Source organism: Bradyrhizobium sp. B097, assembly GCF_038957035.1.
In the GTDB taxonomy this organism is placed as follows: Bacteria; Pseudomonadota; Alphaproteobacteria; order Rhizobiales; family Xanthobacteraceae; genus Bradyrhizobium.
On the sequence record NZ_CP152412.1, the window covers coordinates 6,821,027 to 6,838,680 of the forward strand.

General features: G+C 59.0%; 13 protein-coding genes, 3 pseudogenes and 1 riboswitch. Of the genes and pseudogenes, 7 read left to right on the forward strand and 9 right to left on the reverse strand.

The annotated features are described in order from the left end of the window. Window positions 1-347 precede the first annotated feature (347 nt). The 3 genes from AAFG07_RS31450 (at window position 348) to hemN (ending at window position 3,694) form a co-directional block, all read left to right on the forward strand. Complete coding sequence (locus AAFG07_RS31450) at window positions 348-1,076, forward strand: helix-turn-helix domain-containing protein (RefSeq protein ID WP_342723622.1); 729 nt, start codon at window positions 348-350, stop codon at window positions 1,074-1,076. Window positions 1,077-1,238: 162 nt separating this feature from the next. Next, the gene (locus AAFG07_RS31455; RefSeq protein ID WP_342723623.1) at window positions 1,239-1,868 is read left to right on the forward strand and encodes a hemerythrin domain-containing protein; all 630 of its coding nucleotides are present in this window, start codon (window positions 1,239-1,241) and stop codon (window positions 1,866-1,868) included. A 473-nt stretch (window positions 1,869-2,341) separates the two neighbouring features. Then, complete coding sequence (hemN, locus tag AAFG07_RS31460) at window positions 2,342-3,694, forward strand: oxygen-independent coproporphyrinogen III oxidase (protein WP_342723625.1); 1,353 nt, start codon at window positions 2,342-2,344, stop codon at window positions 3,692-3,694. Between the two features lie 758 nt (window positions 3,695-4,452). Here the strand turns inward: hemN and metE are convergent. Further along, window positions 4,453-6,798: a 5-methyltetrahydropteroyltriglutamate--homocysteine S-methyltransferase gene (gene metE / locus AAFG07_RS31465; protein WP_342723626.1), complete on the reverse strand. Its 2,346-nt coding sequence runs from the start codon at window positions 6,796-6,798 to the stop codon at window positions 4,453-4,455. Between the two features lie 100 nt (window positions 6,799-6,898). Beyond that, window positions 6,899-7,102: riboswitch (cobalamin riboswitch) on the reverse strand. A 1,443-nt stretch (window positions 7,103-8,545) separates the two neighbouring features. Here metE and AAFG07_RS31470 point away from each other — a divergent pair. The 3 genes from AAFG07_RS31470 to AAFG07_RS31480 all read left to right on the forward strand — a co-directional run bounded on the left by AAFG07_RS31470 (window position 8,546) and on the right by AAFG07_RS31480 (window position 11,638). Next, window positions 8,546-9,418, forward strand: coding sequence for a nodulate formation efficiency C protein (locus AAFG07_RS31470; RefSeq protein ID WP_342729294.1), 873 nt, complete (start codon window positions 8,546-8,548; stop codon window positions 9,416-9,418). A gap of 746 nt (window positions 9,419-10,164) precedes the next feature. Further along, the gene (locus AAFG07_RS31475) at window positions 10,165-10,890 is read left to right on the forward strand and encodes a thermonuclease family protein (protein ID WP_342723627.1); all 726 of its coding nucleotides are present in this window, start codon (window positions 10,165-10,167) and stop codon (window positions 10,888-10,890) included. 7 nt (window positions 10,891-10,897) lie between these two features. After that, the gene (locus tag AAFG07_RS31480; protein WP_342723628.1) at window positions 10,898-11,638 is read left to right on the forward strand and encodes a carbonic anhydrase; all 741 of its coding nucleotides are present in this window, start codon (window positions 10,898-10,900) and stop codon (window positions 11,636-11,638) included. Window positions 11,639-12,158: 520 nt separating this feature from the next. Here AAFG07_RS31480 and AAFG07_RS31485 read toward each other — a convergent pair. Both AAFG07_RS31485 and AAFG07_RS31490 read right to left on the reverse strand, forming a co-directional pair. Next, window positions 12,159-12,315 (reverse strand): annotated as a pseudogene (locus AAFG07_RS31485) (IS5/IS1182 family transposase); the annotation flags it as partial. A gap of 40 nt (window positions 12,316-12,355) precedes the next feature. Next, window positions 12,356-12,955 carry a hypothetical protein gene (locus AAFG07_RS31490; RefSeq protein WP_342723629.1) on the reverse strand — a complete coding sequence of 200 codons (600 nt, stop codon included), beginning with the start codon at window positions 12,953-12,955 and terminating at the stop codon, window positions 12,356-12,358. 255 nt (window positions 12,956-13,210) lie between these two features. On the opposite strand from AAFG07_RS31490, the gene AAFG07_RS31495 reads away from it, so the two are divergent. After that, complete coding sequence (locus tag AAFG07_RS31495) at window positions 13,211-13,432, forward strand: hypothetical protein (RefSeq protein WP_342723630.1); 222 nt, start codon at window positions 13,211-13,213, stop codon at window positions 13,430-13,432. A 41-nt stretch (window positions 13,433-13,473) separates the two neighbouring features. Here AAFG07_RS31495 and AAFG07_RS31500 read toward each other — a convergent pair whose 3' ends face one another. The 6 genes and pseudogenes from AAFG07_RS31500 to AAFG07_RS31525 form a co-directional block, all read right to left on the reverse strand. Next, window positions 13,474-14,238, reverse strand: a complete 765-nt coding sequence (locus tag AAFG07_RS31500) for an amidohydrolase family protein (protein WP_342723631.1) — start codon at window positions 14,236-14,238, stop codon at window positions 13,474-13,476. A gap of 252 nt (window positions 14,239-14,490) precedes the next feature. After that, the gene (locus AAFG07_RS31505) at window positions 14,491-14,850 is read right to left on the reverse strand and encodes a hypothetical protein (protein ID WP_342723632.1); all 360 of its coding nucleotides are present in this window, start codon (window positions 14,848-14,850) and stop codon (window positions 14,491-14,493) included. After that, on the reverse strand, window positions 14,816-15,238 hold the full coding sequence (locus tag AAFG07_RS31510; protein WP_342723633.1) for a nucleotidyl transferase AbiEii/AbiGii toxin family protein: 423 nt from the start codon (window positions 15,236-15,238) through the stop codon (window positions 14,816-14,818). The genes AAFG07_RS31505 and AAFG07_RS31510 overlap by 35 nt, the downstream gene beginning before the upstream one ends. 10 nt (window positions 15,239-15,248) lie before the next feature. Next, window positions 15,249-15,692: a DUF6088 family protein gene (locus AAFG07_RS31515; protein ID WP_342729295.1), complete on the reverse strand. Its 444-nt coding sequence runs from the start codon at window positions 15,690-15,692 to the stop codon at window positions 15,249-15,251. A 33-nt stretch (window positions 15,693-15,725) separates the two neighbouring features. After that, window positions 15,726-15,884: pseudogene (locus AAFG07_RS31520) on the reverse strand (MFS transporter); the annotation flags it as partial. Between the two features lie 321 nt (window positions 15,885-16,205). Continuing rightward, window positions 16,206-16,484: pseudogene (locus AAFG07_RS31525) on the reverse strand (integration host factor subunit beta); the annotation flags it as partial. Window positions 16,485-17,654 lie beyond the last annotated feature (1,170 nt).

Consider the following 17,654-nt stretch of genomic DNA (forward strand, 5'->3'; position numbering starts at 1 on the left):
GTTTCCGAAATCCTGGAGCGCAAGGCCGGCTGTTGAGCCAGGTCAACATGTCACGCAAGCCGAGCTCTATGATCCACTCTCCCAATCAGGATCCCACAAGCGCCGATCAGATCATGACAAAGCATGTCGTCCGAATCGCCCCGCGCAAATCGATCCGGGATGCCGCAATGTCTGCTGCCACCAGCATGCAGCCTCCGATCCGAAGCGGCCTAGCTGGTTTTAAGCGTGTTTGAGCAAACAAGGGGCCGTGCCCGCACTCATTCAAGACGCCTCCTCACAGAACTTACGTGTAAATACTTAGTGGTTTTTACTTAGGGGAAACATCCAAATATCCCAGTTCGTTACGAGTGGCCAATCTGCGTACCATCGACGTTCGCAGGATTGAGTTCGCCATGTGCGCCCAGGCCGCCAGTTTTCACGAGATCAGCCGTCATCCGACTAACGTCATGCGTGGGAAAGCGGGTAGCCACGGACCGTTTGGTATGGTTGCCACACCGATGCGCTTCACTCGCAATAGCGAGATCTACGGCGAGAACGAGGCAGCGGAATACCTATATCAGGTGGTGTCGGGTGCGGTACGGACCTACAAGATTCTGCACGATGGACGTCGTCAGATCGGTGCGTTCTACCTGCCCGGTGACATCTTCGGCTTCGAGGCCGGAGAAGGCCATATCTCTTCGGCCGAGGCGATCGGTGAGACGCACCTGCTGATGGTGAAGCGCACCGCCCTCATTGTTCGCGCCAGTCACGAGAGGGAACTCACACGACAGCTGTGGGAGGCGATGGCGCTCGAGCTCCACCGCTTTCAGGAACATCTGATGCTCTTAATCAGCAGCGCTGAAGAGCGGGTCGTGACTTTCCTGCTCGATATGTCTCGTCGCGCTACGAACAACGCTGCCATCGAACTCCCGATGTCACGGCGGGATGTTGCCGATTACCTTGGTTTGACGATCGAAACGGTGTCGCGCACCTTTAAACAGCTTGAGCAGAATGGCGTGATCGCCCTGCCGGCCTCGCGCCGAGTCGAGTTGCGTCACGACAGGTTGCCCAGCCGTTTTTTGCAGAACCTGGGTTAAATTGGGTTTGCGCCAGTGCAAGCACCGCGGTGAAATACGCTACTTCTGTACGCCGAACAGCGCGGACAGATTGCTGCGAGTGAAAGACACCAAAACTCGGCGATCTAGCACGAATGGAAGAATCGCATCTAGAATTCGATTGTTCCTCCATGGAGCACCGCAATGATCATCGATTCTTTGCTTCGAGAGCATCGCAACATTGATCTGCTTCTGGTCGCCCTCCAACATGAGATGGAGATCTTTGAGCACGGGACCCGCCCTGACTACGAGGTCATTCGCGCGATCATCAGCTACTTCGAGGTTTACCCGGAGGTGTACCATCATCCCCAGGAAGACTTGATTTTTTCCAAGCTGAAGACTCGCGACCCGGACGCGGCCGCAATCGTCGGCGATCTCGCGCATGAACACCAGGAAGTCGTTGACCGTTTGCACCGCTTTGCTCACGCTATTGATGGCGTCCTCGCGGATCGTGAAATCTTTCGGCAAGACGTCGGCAACATTGTACGCGACTTTATAGTACGCGAGCGGCACCACATGATGTGGGAAGAACGAGATTTCTTCCCCGCCGCCCTTAAGGCTCTATCGGCTCAGGATTGGACCGAAATCGCTTCCGCCGTCACCGATCATGGGGATCCGCTCTTCAGTGAGACAGCGGAAGCGACTTCCGATGCGCTAAGAGCGCACATTCTAGAATTGGAGCAAGAAGTTGAAGCCGAACGGAGCGCGGTCGCATTATTGTCCACAATGGCCGGCAACCCGCTAAATGGCGCCGAGACGGATGGTCCGTATTGATCGCCGGCGTTCCATGAGAAGAAACCGCTTATGCTCATCTTGTTGAAATGAAGGTGGCGATGCTCGCCGGCGCACGCTGCCTGCACGGCTTCTGCGCTCGATGATCGCCTCCTTCAGCCACCGGTCGCACACGACATAGAACCTCTCCACAGCTCCGGGGCCGGCAGGTTCTATAATGTGACCGTCCGCACGGCAGTTGGCAGTATGGCTTGGCCTACGCCGCATTGATATCGCGCGAAACCGGCGCCTCGCAAGTCCGCCGACCGATAGGGACGGACAATTGCGGCCGCGCGGAGCCCGGCGCGTGACCGCTTCACCGCGATCCAAAGTGCGATGTATACGCCGCGGGCATGCTCTACCAGTTTCGGTTTCAGGGCCGCCATGACCATCAGCAACCAGGGTATTTTGAGCCAGCGCAAAGCTTATGTGCCGCGTGTCCGGTAATCGGCCTAGCGAGGAAGAAAGGCATCCGAATGCGACCGGACTTGGCACAATCCTACGGGCGGCACCGGCTGCCGCGCTACACCAGCTATCCGACGGCCCCGCATTTCTCAGCGTCAGTTTGCGAATCCGACTACCAAATGTGGCTCAGGTCGTTGGGCGCCCGGCAATCCGCCTCAATCTACGTGCACGTGCCATTTTGTCGAAACATGTGCTGGTGTTGTGGCTGCCACACATCTATCACGAAACGCCACGAGCCGATCGCGATCTATGTAGCGGGACTGCGTACTGAAGCCTACCTTGTCGCAGAAATTATCGGTCAACGACAGCCGATCTCTCATATCCACTTCGGGGGCGGCACCCCGACGATCATGGCACCCGAAACGTTCGCGGATCTGGTCGGTTCGTTGCGCCATTGGTTTGCTGTCCTGCCTGATGCCGAGATCGCCGTAGAGATCGATCCACGCATGTTGAGCGAGCCGATGGCCGAGGCGCTAGGCTATTGCGGGGTTAATCGGGCGAGCCTTGGTGTCCAGAGCTTCGATCCAGTTGTTCAGCGGGCCATCAATCGTGTGCAGAGCTTCGCACAGACCGCGACTTCGGTCGATCGGTTGCGCCGCTCCGGCGTCGGCCGGATCAATTTCGACCTGCTCTATGGCCTGCCCCAGCAGACGGTCTCTTCGTGCCTGGACACCGTCGCCAAATGCCTCGAGCTGCATCCGGACCGGTTTTCGGCCTATGGCTACGCGCACATTCCTTCCTTCAAGAAGCATCAACGCAAGATCGATGAATCCACTCTGCCCGACAGTGTCGAGCGGCACCTCCAATCCGAAACGATCGCGGAAGCTTTGGTTGATGCTGGCTACCTACGCGTCGGCATCGATCACTTCGCCCTGCCGGACGACAATCTCGCCCAGGCAAGGCAGGAAGGGAGGCTGAGGCGCAATTTCCAGGGCTATACCGACGATTGCGCGGAAGCCCTCATTGGTCTGGGCGCCAGCGCCATCGGCCGCATGCAACAGGGGTTTGTCGCGAACGCTGTCTCGACAAAGGACTACCTCGCACGCATCACCGAGGATCGGCTCGCCACCGCGAAGGGCTATTTGCTGACGGATGACGATCGCTTCCGCGCCGAGATCATCGAGCGAATCATGTGCGACAGGGCAGTCGATCTCTTCGAGACCTCCCGTCGTCACGGCAGGGATCCGAGGTTGGCCGTCGTCGATCATTCTCGGTTCGACAGCCTTATCGCAGATGGCGTCGTGGTCATTGACGATGGCCGACTTTCCGTAGCCGATGGCGCAGAGTTCCTGGTCCGAAGCGTCGCATCGGCGTTCGACGCTCACCTTCCTCGGTCCCGGGCCACACACAGTCGGACGGTCTAAACCGACCAAGCCGAACCGAACCGTTTCGGAATCCGAAATTGACATCACCGAACCGGCTTATGCTTCGGGTTGGCACCAATCGCACGACTGAAGAGCATGTTGATCGGCATCCCGCTGCGAGTTTGCCTTCAGGCGTCGTCGTTACGCCCTCTCCATCTAGCCGCACAAGGATTTCGAACGGAGGTTGGAACCGAGACTTGACTATCGGATGGAACCGGTGAACAAATGACGGCCTGAAGCAGGCCTCAATCAATAGCAAGGCGCTCATTGCATTGATCACGACTATAAGATCCTTGCAGTCGGCAATGTTCGTATAGTCTCGCTGATCGAGCATATCGGAACGCGCACCGAGGTGCGCTTAGCGCCCGTCCATGCCGCAACCTCCCGGCATTGCCGCCCCAAATTTGCTCGACCCGGAAAACGCGTTGCGCTTCTCAGCGACAAACCTTGGTGTAGATTTCTAATCCCGGGCGATATCGGCCGCATACCACGGCATCATTGAGCTACGTTGAGCTTGTGCTTTAACTGGGTTCCGATTTTCGGCGAATGTCCTCGCCGTGATCGAGCCGTCGGCTGTCCTCCCTCCGCCGATGGACGTTCGGCGCGATGCGTAGCAGCGTCGCTCCTCCCAGACTAGACTTCCGCCCGGCCGCTAAAAGCGGCCGGGCTTTTTTGTGCTCATCAAGACTCCCTCGAGATGATCGAGAGCTCAAATGGCCCAGAGGCGGATCAACGTTCTCGACGAGAGACCGGCTGGATCAACGGCCTGCTGGATCGGATGCAGCGCGCAGTTCACGGGCGGCAGCGACCATGTTGACCAGCGCCGGGCGAACCTCCTCCCATTTGCGCGTCTTCAGGCCACAATCAGGATTGATCCAGAGCTGCGAATCCTTCAGCCGCTTCCGAGCCAACGCCATGAGCTCCTTCATCTCGTCCGTCTCGGGAACGCGTGGAGAATGGATGTCGTACACGCCCGGCCCGATTTGATTTGGATATTTGTAGCTCCTGAACGCGTCAAGCAGTTCCATTTTCGAGCGCGACGTCTCAATCGAGATGACATCCGCGTCCATTGCTGCGATCGCATCGATGATGTCGTTGAATTCCGAGTAGCACATATGGGTATGGATCTGGGTTTGATCGGCGACGCCCGATGAGCAGATGCGAAAGCAATCGCCGGCCCACTCGAGATAAGCCGTCCACTCCGATCGACGCGATGGCAATCCTTCGCGCAGGGCAGCTTCGTCGATCTGGATCATGGTCGCACCAGCATTCTCGAGATCGCCGACTTCGTCTCGGATCGCGAGCGCAATTTGACGACAGACCTCGCTTCGGGGAATATCATCGCGAACAAACGACCAGTTCAAGATCGTTACCGGTCCGGTCAACATCGCCTTCATCGGTTTCTTGGTTAGCGATTGCGCGTAGCGCCACCAGTCTACGGTAATCGGCTGCGGCCGTGAGACATCGCCAAACAGGATCGGCGGCCGGACACAGCGCGAGCCGTACGATTGCACCCAACCGTTCTTGGTAAATGCGAAGCCGGCGAGTTGCTCGCCGAAGTACTGCACCATGTCATTGCGCTCGAACTCGCCATGCACGAGCACGTCCAGACCGATGTCCTCCTGCCAGCGTACGGCGCGCGCCGTCTCTTCCTTGAGAAACTTGTCGTATTGCTCGTCGCTCATCAAGCCTCGCGCATGCGCCGCTCGGGCATTGCGGACGGCAGTGGTCTGGGGAAACGATCCGATCGTCGTGGTAGGAAAAGCCGGTAGTCCAAAGCGCTTGCGCTGGATCTCGGCACGACTGGCAAATGGGCTGGCGCGCCTGCGCATGGTCTGGTTGATCGCTCTGAGCCGGACAGCGACATTGGCATCGCGGATCTTCGGCGAAGTCCGGCGGATGGACGCGGCACGCTCGGATTCCGCAAGAGCTTTCGCAACATTCTGGTCGCCTGCGAGTGCTCGCGCCAAGGTCGCGAGCTCGCGCATCTTCTGAACCGAGAAAGCAAGCCAGCTCTTAACGTCGGAAGCGAGCTCCGTCTCGAGTTCAACATCGACCGGCACATGAAGCAGCGAGCAGGATGGAGCGATCTGGACGCGATCCTTGCCAAGCTTCGCAATTGCAGGATCCAGCCGCTGGCGGAGCGCCGACAAGTTCGACCGCCACACATTGCGGCCGTCTATGACGCCAAGCGACATGACGAGATCTCTCCGGCCGCCAGCAATGATCTCGTCCAACAACTGTGGCGCGCGAACCAGATCGACGTGCAGCCCGGCAACAGGCAGGCGCAAGGCGGTGTCCAGATTGTCGCAGAGGTTGCCGAAATAGCTGGCTACCATGATCTTGATGGCCGGCCCCTCCTTTGCGAGCCGGTCATAGGCATGGAGCAAGGATTGTCGCGAGCTCTCATCCAGATCGAGGACGAGGCAGGGTTCGTCGAACTGAACCCAGTTTGCCCCGCGTTTAGCCAATTCCTGCAGAACCTCGATATAGACCGGTATCAGGTCATCCAGCAGTGACAGTGGCTGGAAGGCAGGATCCGCGCTCTTGCCGAGCTTTAAGAATGTGACCGGCCCGATCAGGACTGGGCGGGTCTGAAAGCCAAGTGCCTTGGCTTCCTCATACTCCTCGATAGGCTTGCGACAGGACAGCCTGAAAGTCTGTCCACGGTTAAATTCCGGGACCATGTAGTGGTAGTTGGTGTCGAACCACTTGGTCATCTCCTGCGCGGGCGCGCCATAGGCGCGCGGTCCGTGACCGCAACTCGCATCCTGCCCGTCGCGTTGTGAACCGCGTGCCATGGCGAAGTACGTCATGAGCGAAACGGATTCGGTTTTCGGCGCGTAGATTTCCGGGATGGCTCCAACCATGACACTGGTGTCGAGCACCTGGTCGTACAGCGAGAAATCGTTCGACGGAATGACAGTGACACCGAGGGATGTCTGGCGAGCCCAGTTCGCAGCACGCAGGCCGGCTGCGTCCTCGAGCAACTGCTGTTCGCTGATTCTTCCGGCCCAGTAGCTTTCGAGCGCGAGTTTGAGCTCGCGCCTTGGACCGATGCGTGGCGTTCCGAGCGTGGCAACCGGAAGCGAGAAAAGAGACATAGCGTTAACCCCATATTGGGGACAAAGGCCATGGCGGACGCAGGCAGCGAAGTCGCGCGAGCGACGGCTGCTTGGCGCACCACCGGGACACCCCGCCCGTGGACGAACATATTGCCGGGGCAGGTCTCCTGGCTCGCGGGTCATCGCCGCTGTCCGGCCTTCCCGAAGCCGCGCAGGCTTCAGTGACTCTGTTGGACAGCGGCTCTCCGCTCACAGTTGCGGGGGCAGCGCCGGCATTGGCACCGGCTTCCCTCTTAGCTCCGGATCAAGTGGGACCCGGAGAACCTCGACGACTGGGATTATCGGCAAGAGAACTCGTCCGTCAACCTCTTAAATTAATGCCATGGCCTCTCTTATGCGAATGATGGTCCACCTCCATTATTGATCTCGATGTAGAAGCCGCTCTGCAATCATGGAAGTCACAATGACCATGTCACGGATGGTGCGTTGCCGTGAAGCCGCGCGTCATATCTGTGCAAGAGACAAAGGCGGCCTGCGCGATGAGGGCCATTGCGTCGAGCAGACGGTCTTCATGTGAGTTAGCTACGGTTGATCAAGAGCGCTACCCTGCGTCCGCCTTCTCCACCAACGATCAAGGATCGGTGTTGGCAAGTGCAAGACATATGCGGAACTCCAACAGCATACTCAGCGAGCGTATTGTCTTACGATGCCAGCCAATTCTGGTAGGCGTCACGCAGGTCTTTTTCGGCGATACTGCCTAAGCAAGCATATCGAACCGCCTCAACGAGAGCAGAGAGGCCCGCAATGAAAATGGCTGTTTGGAGTGCCCTCGGCGTCTTTTCTGTTGGCGTCTTTGCGGTTGGCCTGTTCGGGTGGATGGTAAGGCCGTTTATGAGTCAACCCGTTAGACAGATACTCTCGAAACTATTGAGCAACTCAAGCCGAAGCTAACACGGCTCGACGCCCCTACCCGCCTTACGAATATCGACACGGCGTGGAAGCGCACTCCTCCAATCATGAATAGCGACGACCCGTCGATGAACGACGGGCCGATAACGTGCCATCGCGCCTGCGCCGCGCGAACGCCACCGTCTCATTCGCCTGCTCGAGGGGTGCGCTTCCTCGGCGTCTATTCCAAATGCTCGGCACTGGAAATCGACTTCGCGTCGTTGAGCGACCTCGCGTCGTTTTGGACAGTAGAGCACCAAGCACAACTGGCCCCTCCTCGAAACTCCAGAAGCGTCGCATGGTCGCGAAGGAGCGCCAAGCCGCCGCAGTGGGCGCCTTGGCTGCAGGTGCTCAAAGGCATGGCAGCGATCGAACGCCGACGTTGCGGCGACGACACCGATCCAAACGGTTCAATGGCCGCAAACCGTCTCCCAGCTGCCGCCAGGAACCTGGCGGGAAAGCGTTCGCCTGCGCGGTCGAAGATCCAGTGCGTGACAGAGATAAATCGGGGAAGTCGCGGCGGATAGGCTGAATGGAAACATCAATACGCGCGCAAGTCGGAAGGCCAACAAAGACGACACAAATATCGTGCGAACTGCCACCTATTACCTGGCACGAAGAATGCAGGCCCTCGGCCTGCCCAGGCTTCTCCTCCTGGGCAGGTCCAGCATCGCAAATTGAGGCTTTGGCTGGCCATCGAAGTTAGCGGCGCGTGGCATGGAGGGGACAGCGCCTGTTCGCGCGGGACACCGGCGGGCGTCCGCGTCACGTCGCCGCTAACTTCTTGCGATCGCGCATAGCACGTTGAAGGTTGGTCCGCTTTGGAATTGACGTGTGGATGAAAACCAGATGGCCGGCGGTTATGAAGAAAATGGCTGGAAGACGTGTGCTTTGGTTCTGTCTCGGTCGATCACTGATCTTCCTGGCCGGGCTGGCTGCGACGAGCAACAATGTTATCGCCAACGACAACGGCCCTGTTGAACGAGTCAAGTCAATGTGGCGAGCACAGGACGGTGACACTATAGAACACATTATCTCCAAGGTCTCGAAAGTGGCGCAGTTCGTCCCTCAAACGTGGGGAGTCGCTGAAGGAATTGACCGAACTGATTACGTTTATCTTTCATGGACCAGGCACCGGAACCATAAATCAGACGAACAGTACGTTATTGCTTGGAAGATCGCCGCCGATGGGGCGATTAAACTTGCGTCGACGTATGCAAAGCCGATTGAATTGGGCTGGCGCGCCTTGGCGCTCTCGTTGATCGCCAGTGAAATCACAGATGGCGAAGAGGACGCAAATCTTCCATTTCTGCATGATCCGGCCAACTTCAACTTCGTGACGACCGCGCAAGGCAAGCTCGGCAATCTTCTGCGGCACGGGCGCTGCAATATCATTGAACCCGTCGAAGTGGATTACGTGCCAAAGCGGAATGACAAGCCGACCGAGAAAAGTGATCTGTGGCGCGTTTTGCTTTTGGTGAACTGTAATACCCCAGGGCCCCATTATTTTACCCATAATGGGGTCATCACCTTCGAGAAGAGCGAGGGACAAGATTGGGCACCGCAATCCTTCTTTGCCAAGCGTATCGCGGCCTTTCCTCCTGGCGCTTGGTTCGATCGCATAGAACCAGATGAACGGGAAGCATTGAAGAAAGCGCGAAAGGCCTCAGCAAATGGTCGCACGGAGCAAGATCGCGCTGCAGCTCCTTGACGCTGAGCGCCTCGGAGCAACGGCAAAGAACATGCGCTCCGAAAGTTGACACGTGTCCTGTTACGTCTCCGCAATCGACCGCGAGGAAGTCGCCCCCGTGACCAAGCGGCCGCGTGCCAGCCTACGAGAGCCGGTTTGGCCCTCGCCGCTCGCACGCAGCGAGTGGACGCCAATCATCCGCGGCGCGGCCAGCTCTCCGCGCCATCGTTCACGGAATTTGACCTAGAGATGCTTGGGACCGAAGCCCCGATCAGGCGTGCATCGCGCGGCTGATTGGTACCCGCGCGAGCGTGAGCATGAGCGACGCCGAAGGCGGCACGCGGGACCCAGTGCAGCGACGAGACCGCTTAAGAGGGTACCCGGGAACGGGGCAATGATAACGACGCCGGCATACTCCATGGCGGCGGGCCCCTTTCCCAAAGGTTTGGCTTCCTCACGGTGCGAGGAGGAAATCCCCCCATGCTCAGCTTCGCCGAACTCGCGGGCCAAGCGCGATACAGTGCGCGCCAACTAGGAGAGACCATCGAGGCCGGAAGCATGCCGCAACACACACCGGAAGAAATCGCTTGAACCTCACCTTGCGTCAGGACGTAGGGTGGAATCCACGACTAGGCTTTCACAAAGCAAACGCCGGATGATGCAACACAGGCCAAATGACAGACATGGTGCGATCAAGCAGTCGAATGTGGCGGCGCCGGACCGTACGGGTGTCTAAGCGGATGGACCAAGGGCGAAACGTTTTCGGGATGAAACACCGCGTGATGATGGCCGCATTGCTCGCTATCATCGCATCTCCGGTTTGCGCGGCAAAACTCAGCGGTCCTCCGCGCATCGTCGACGGTAATATGATCGAGATCGAGCAAACTAAAATTCGGCTCTCGGGCATCGACGCGCCAGAGACCGATCAGATTTGTCTCGACGCCCATGGCCAGAAATGGGCTTGTGGCGTAGCTGCTCGCGATGAGCTTATCAAGCATTCGAACGGACGAACGTGGGATTGTCACACCACAGGGGTAGACGAGTACGGCAGGTCACTCGGGAGCTGCTTCATCGCAGGCGAGGACGTGAGCGCGTGGATGGTGAGCTCGGGCTGGGCACTATCATCGGGTCGATATACCCATACCTACGTTATCTATGAGGTTGTGGCGAGCAATGCCTATGCGGGCCTTTGGTCGGGGGCGTTCATCGCGCCTTGGGACTGGCGTCACCGCAACAAGGGGACGATCATTATTGGCGCGAGCTCGGTACCGACCGAAGCTCAGGAACTCCTGCTCGGATCCGCTTTGCTATCGGACCCGCCCTCACCCGAGTGTCTGATAAAGGGCACCGTGGGCCGCAAGGGCGAGCGCATTTATCATTTGCCCGAGCAACTCGGTTACGGACAAATCGATATGACGAAGAAGCTGGATGATCGCTGGCTCTGCAGCGAAGCAGAGGCCGAAGCCACGGGGTGGCGTAAATCCGCGCGATGAGTGACAAATGCATCCAGACCGTTTTCCGAACATGTCTTATCCGATCATGATCGTGCCCTCGCGCCGCTCGCTGTTGCTGTTCGCTGTTTCGGCGGTTGGCATGCGGCTTGGCAATATTGTTGACGCGAAGGAAGCAAAAGGGCCGCCCAAGCCGGACAACTTGCTCTCGCCTGATGCTGCGCTGAAGCGGCTATTGGAGGGTAATGACCGCTATGTTCAGGGCGCATCACGAGGCGGCGATTTCAAAGGCGAGCGCCAGGCTTTAGTCGATGGGCAAAATCCATATGCGGCGGTGCTGAGCTGCGCCGATTCTCGCATAGCGCCCGAACTTGCCTTCGACAGTGGACTTGGTGATCTGTTTGTCTGCCGCCTCGCCGGCAATTTTGCCAACGATGACACGGTCGCCAGTATGGAATATGCGGTCGCCGTGCTGAACACGCCGTTGATCATGGTACTCGGTCACGATCATTGCGGCGCGATAGACGCCACGATCAAGTCGCTCCACGACGACAAGCCGCCGCCGGGGCGTATTCCATCCCTCGTCGCGGCGCTTGCGCCTGCGGTAGAGAGATCTCGCCAGCAAGCCGGTGATACGTTCGCCAATGCGACCCGGCAAAATGTCATCGATAACGTCAATAAGCTCAAATCGGCGGGTCCGATTCTGAGCGCGGCAGTTGGACAGAACAGACTGAAGGTAGTCGGGGGTCTGTATCGGCTCGACACCGGCAGGGTCGATCTGCTGAGCTGACGCTGGCACCTTCGCGCGGGCGCCCAGTCGCTTGCAGGCCCACCAGGGCTTCTTGAGTCCCGCGAAATTCGCTCATCCGTCGGCTGCAGATCCGCTCCACAATTGTGGTACAGCTTCGGGATAAGCCTTGATATGCGCGGGCTCTTAATCCTCCTCCTATTTTTCGTACTGATGTTGGCAACGCGCGGCCATCACCAAGATAAATTCGTGCCGCGACCGACAGCGTCCATGCCTCCGCGTTAATGCCCGAGCCAACAGAGTTGACTGAAGCTGCAGAACGCGCTGCGAGGCATGTCGGGGTCTGCGCTCGGTCTGTAGGATCCGCGAGAAATTCCAGCAGAATATTCTCGCCGGCTCATCCGCTATGGCATCGATACAGATCGTCCCGTTTAGGGTCACCCGCTCAGTTAGGGCTGAAGATCAGATAGAGCAGGATTACGACCACAACAGCTGTCCAGCCGGCGGATGTGAGGAAAACGGTTACTCGCGTCGGCATCGGAGGGCAATTCCGCTCTAGGTGTTTGGTCGTCAGGCCGCCGCGCGAATGCCCGACGGCCTGATTTTGAGCCCCCCTCTTGCGCCGCTGGCGTACCGGCGCGGACGAAGGTGGAATCGACGATCAGGTACTCAAAGTCCGGATCGTTCGTCAACGCTTCGGCCATGCGCAACCGGATACCCTAAACCCGGTTGCGCCGGTTCAGCCATCGCCCCAGAGTCTCATCCTTGCCGCGTAAGCCTGACGAACCCTCCTCCGGTTAGTTCGGCTTTGTACAGCTTGCCGTCGAGTGCGATGGTTGTTGGGTGGTAAGGGACAGGCATGTACCCCGTCTCACGCAGCTTCTCGATCAGGGCCGTCGGCGCCCACTGCTCCGGCTGCGGGACACCGCGACGACCTTGACGTTGGGCCTCCCGGAAGAATGCTCCGAAATCTGGCACCCCGTGCGGCCCCTCGCCAATTCTCTGGTCGTCCGAAGGATTGTGGATAAGACGAGTGCCGCTGATCGGGTCTTGCGTGGCCGTGTAGCGATGACCCCGGATCTCGTAGTTCATGGTCGGCTGGTCTGCGTCCGGCAGGAGACCGTGGTGGAACAGTCTCTCGGTCATTTGTTGCGGGGCGGGTCCAGAGCCATGGGAAAATCTCTGGGGAACCGCCCATGAGACATCATATGTTTCCTCAGGTGCAGCCGATGATGGCCCCGCTTGGTTTGCCCTTGTTTCATCCATGACCTGACGAAGCAAATCGTCATCCGCTTGATTCCAGTTGTCTTCCCCCGGGGACCTTGACGACCCGGCACCGTTGATTCGGTTGAAATCCATGCAGCTCTCCTTTCTTGCAGTGGGAACATGGTCTCTTGCAGATCCGCCCGATGGGGTAGCCCAAGTCCGTGACCGAGAGACCGGATTGCACGCTAGTAGGGCTAACTGTCCAGAAGCTGACAAGTTGTAGGAAAACAGCCGTGCCAGCTCAGCTGACTGTCCAGAAGCTGACAAGTTTCAGGAAAGCAGCTGTGCCAGCTCGCATGCCGTGGCCTGCCGCGCCTACGCGCTGATGGAGATTTCCGTCATATTCGGATGCAGGAGCGGCGGCGGCTCTTCCGCGTTCGCGACCTTCTCCCCCAACCTCGCTTTTCTGGTCTCGAGCCGTTTGATGTCCTCGGCGACGGCTTCGCTCGTCCCGCCGGCTTTGATGGCAGCCGACAGCTTTCCAAGTCCACGCTCGATGCGCGCAAGCTCATCCTTTATCGACGCAAAGCGACCATCTTTGTTGAATGGTCAGAGATGCGTCAGTCGTGAATAGCGGATGGCAGCGCACGGAATGTTTCCGTATACGGGGCCTAGTTGCGGAAACCGTACAGCGCAGCAGGGGTCGCGCTAAGGATCCGTCCTCTTGCGTCATCGTCTGGGACGAGTTCCTCAAGCCAATCCAACGTCTGTGCATAGGTTGGCGCATAGGCGTGCGCGGCGGTCACGTGCGGCCACTGCGACCCCCAGAGCAGCTGTTCCGGCCCGAGCCTCTCCAGCAGCCGACCCGCCGCTGCCTTGGCCCAACCATCCGCGACACGTCCGATGCCCGACAGCTTTACCCACACCTCGGCGCCTTCAGCGAGGGCCAGAAGCCGCTCCAATCGAGGGTCCCAGGTCGGATCGCGAGTGCCGTCCGCAAGTCCGAAGTCTCGGAACACCAGGCGATGGCCGTCGGCCAGCAGCGACTCTGCGAGGCCCTCTCGTCCTTCGACCCCGCCGGACACCTCCAGGTGGAAGCCAAGTTGAAGGGCTGCCTCGAGGGACTCAGCCAGCGGGTCATGATCATCAAGGGTTATCGCCAAACCCACGGTGCCCGATCGGGCCCACTCCTCCATGACCACAGGCGCCAACGATTGCACGAGAGGTGGAACCAGTCGCACCGGCATTTGGGCCCGGCTCGCCTGCGTAAAGAGCTCCATCGGGTCGCCGTGCAGGAAAGTGGGTTGGACCAGCACCAGCCCGGTGATCGCGCAGCCGCGCGCCGCGCTTTCCAGCCGTTCCAAGGTGCCGTCGATGACGGGCGTCGCCCGCCGGACCTCCTGGCGGAAGGCGTGAACCTCGCAGTCGATCCTCATGGCTCACTCTCCCAAAGCGCAGCCGGCAGAGCGCCGGCTGGGCCGTAGTGCACTCGAAATCACAACTCATTGACGGCTGTGCGGCGGCCGCGGACACTCGCGAGCTTCTGCTTGGCACGCGGCGGACGACGTCCCGCTGCGCGTCCAGCTCGAAGCGCTCACTCTCCATGAACGCGCCGATAGAGCCGCGCTCGAGGTGGATTACTCGCGCGCCGTTGTAGTACTAGCTCGCTGTAGGTGTTCATTTGGTTATTAGCTCAGGATTTCAAGCCTTCGCTCGTTTCCCTTAGCGCGAACGAGAAACAGGGACAATGGTGCCGAATGAAGCAGATCAAACCTTCGTACGTTTCGGACGAAGGCACGCGCGATACGGCGGCCTGGAAACCGTGTTGACGGACCTTTTTCTTGGTCCGGACGAATGGGCTCGGCTTTGTCGTTGTACGGGTCGAGCGCCGACTTCGCTCCGGACTCGATCTTCACTACGCGACGGACGTAGTCATCGCCGTCCTCGACAAACGCGCTCGGATGGTTGAAAAGTAACGATTGGCCGTCGGGATCTTCCGCATCCGGCTCGATCTTATGTTGAAGGCCTTCGAGCTCCTCGGCGGCCACCTTCGCGAGGGCCTTCTGAAAATCCCCCTTGATAAAGCCGCTGCAGCGCTCCTTGATCTCGTCGAGCCGTCGGCCCGAGCCTTCGACCCCATCGCACGGAGTTCGTCGTCGGACGGGAATTCGTCGCCGAGAAGGTCGGTTCTGAACACGGTGATGTCAATGTCTTCCGTCGTTGGATCAGATCGAACGCTTTCGACAGCGACGTGCCTCCTTTGAAGAGCAGGCGCGGTTTGATGCCGGCTTTGTTGTAGAGCGCGTCGAGCGTCCACGTGACCCAGAAATCCTTTTCGACATTCTCGGGAGCGCAAGCGAGGCGTTGGCCGGTCTGCTGAAATAGGCCCCGGCGGTCTTGGACGCTGGCGCGGATGACTTCCGACAGATCGTTCATGGGCGACTTCCTACGGGCTGGGAGACGACTTGAAAGTGGGATCGTCTTCGGGCGACGGTCCGGCGCGTGCGAGCAGGTCTTTCACGATGGGGACCAGCCAATCCGGCAAATCTCCAAGAAGGTCCTGCAGATCATAACGGATGAGGCCTCCGTCCTTCTGCAGGATGGATTTCAGGCGCTTCATGACGTTGTCCTTGTCCGACGGAAGGACGTCTCTGAGCCAGATGAGAGCTTGGACGACTTGAGCGGCTGGTCGATCCGCCCATGCGAGCCGGCTCGGCGCGACCTTCTTGAAGTCGATGACCATCCGATCGAGCTTGATCTGCTTCACTCGCGCATCCGTCCACACCACCACCTTGGCCGGCACGGCATTTGTGAGACCGAGATTGTTCGCGGCCGTTATCCCGTCGACGAGAAACTTGGCGCGGTCGCGCCGCGCGACCGCCTGGATCACCGACTTGTAGTCGGGAGGTGAGATCTTTTTGGTAAGGCGGTACGCGTCGTTCTCTGGTCCGAAGATCGCGAGCGGCAATGTCCGGCGTGCGATCGTCAGGATGCCGTTGCCTGCGCAGCACAGCAGGGCCAAGGACGCCGCGTCCCTTCCGCTGAACAGACCGATGACGCAAGCGCCGATCGGGTGCGTGACAACGAAGCTACCACCTGCAGGACGATTGCAGTTCGTGGCGTTTCCGACGCAAAAGCGCGCGCTCGGTAACAAGCTCGGTGTGCCGCGGCCGCTCAAATGGCAAGGGAATGTCGTTGACAACCCCTGCCGGGCCTCACGCTCATGACGATGATCCGATCGGCCAGCAGCAGCGCTTCATGAGTGACGAACACGGTCGTCTTCGTCCAGATGTCGCGCAGCACCTCTTGCATCGAGGCAAGCCTCTGAGCATTCTTCAGTCGAAGCTGGCTGCGGCAAACCCTCGTCAGCTGACCTCGGTGAGGATATCGCCTTCTTTGTCGCATCGCGCTTCAGGCGCTCGCGTATTTGCTTGCCGGCCTTGAAGAACGGAAGACGCTTTTGGTCCATCTGCATATTTTTCCCGGTTCGCGGATTGCGGCCCATGCGGGCCCGCCGAAGCCTGACCGAAAATACTCCGAAGCCACGCAACTCAACCCGGTCGCCGCGAGCGAGTGCGTCGACAATTTCGTCCAGGATTGCGCCTACGATTTTTTCGACGTCGCGCGGATAGAGATGCGCGTTGCGGTCGGCGATGCGCTGAGCGAGCTCGGACCTGATCATCGGCGGCGATGTCCACCATATTTCTTGCGAGAGGCCATATCCTCGAAAGCATCGACAACTGTCAAGCATGGCAGGTTTATGGCAGCACGGATCAATAACGGTATCGCGCGATAAAAAGACAGGGCTTTTGCCGGCGGAACCTGAGTTCGTTTCAGCTCGCCCGGCATACCAGCATTGACGCGCTCGTATTCGCTGCATTCGGCAAAACAAAGTGCGTAAGAGAGCCTACGTGCGGAGCGCGGCCAAGGCGGGAGCTCGCGACGTCCGACGCCAACGTTGCGACTTTCCGCACCACGACACCAAAGGAAGAGGCCCCGGCGGCATATCCAAATCGAAAGGATTGTGGATCTGACAACTCATAGCAGCCCATACGGTTCAGCGCCTTGTTTTGGTTTCTCCGTGGCTCCTGCTGCCGCCCAATGACGATGCCGCTTCGCTTCTCGCGGGCGAAACACATCATCAAACGTCGAAGAGGCGCGAAACTTCGGCTGGCGCAGCCCGTACGCGGTCGGGATCGTGACCATGACATCTGCCAGCCGGCGGACTTCGGGTTCGACAAAGTCCTCATCTATCGCTGCTTGTTGGTATGATCGGCGGAATTGACGAAGTTGATGCCGAATGGGCCGGTGCCGATGACTTGCACTACCTTAGAGCCTTTTCCGTTCCGATTGAATCGGAACGGGGCTCTAGATTCTTGTTTTGACGCGTTTTCTTCACGCGAACCGGTATCCACTTCGCTCGAAAACGCTCTAGGCTCCTCTCCGATCCGCGTTGACTGATCTATTTGGGCGGGAAACAACAAACCCACTGGCTTTGATCCGATCGCCGGCGCTCCTGTCGTGCTTTTCGCCTGCAAGCATCTCGGCGGTGTTGGGCCTGTGGAGCGCCACGACGCTGTGCGGCGGAGCCAGATGCGCATAGCGAAACGTTCCGGCTTACCAGGATCTGCGAAGGCACGGATGCTCTTTCTCGCGCGATCACCTCAAGATTGGCCTAGCGCTTCGACCAGGAGCATGCCCTCTTATCCAAAGGGCCAAAGTCCGACGGTGCAGGACGGCTCATGCGGTGACGAAGGGATTCACGGGTGCCGGTACTCTTTCGCCCACCGCCGGCTGCGTTGCCGAGATGGATTGCACCATTCAGTGTGTATTCCAGCGGTCCGACATGCCA

Coding starts and splice junctions, on each gene's coding strand:
- AAFG07_RS31470 (WP_342729294.1), top strand. CDS start 8,546: ATGAAAACCAGATGGCCGGCGGTTATGAAGAAAATGGCTGGAAGACGT.
- AAFG07_RS31455 (WP_342723623.1), top strand. CDS start 1,239: ATGATCATCGATTCTTTGCTTCGAGAGCATCGCAACATTGATCTGCTT.
- AAFG07_RS31480 (WP_342723628.1), top strand. CDS start 10,898: ATGCATCCAGACCGTTTTCCGAACATGTCTTATCCGATCATGATCGTG.
- AAFG07_RS31500 (WP_342723631.1), bottom strand. CDS start 14,238: ATGAGGATCGACTGCGAGGTTCACGCCTTCCGCCAGGAGGTCCGGCGG.
- hemN (WP_342723625.1), top strand. CDS start 2,342: ATGCGACCGGACTTGGCACAATCCTACGGGCGGCACCGGCTGCCGCGC.
- AAFG07_RS31495 (WP_342723630.1), top strand. CDS start 13,211: ATGCAGGAGCGGCGGCGGCTCTTCCGCGTTCGCGACCTTCTCCCCCAA.
- AAFG07_RS31510 (WP_342723633.1), bottom strand. CDS start 15,238: ATGAACGATCTGTCGGAAGTCATCCGCGCCAGCGTCCAAGACCGCCGG.
- metE (WP_342723626.1), bottom strand. CDS start 6,798: ATGTCTCTTTTCTCGCTTCCGGTTGCCACGCTCGGAACGCCACGCATC.
- AAFG07_RS31490 (WP_342723629.1), bottom strand. CDS start 12,955: ATGGATTTCAACCGAATCAACGGTGCCGGGTCGTCAAGGTCCCCGGGG.
- AAFG07_RS31475 (WP_342723627.1), top strand. CDS start 10,165: ATGAAACACCGCGTGATGATGGCCGCATTGCTCGCTATCATCGCATCT.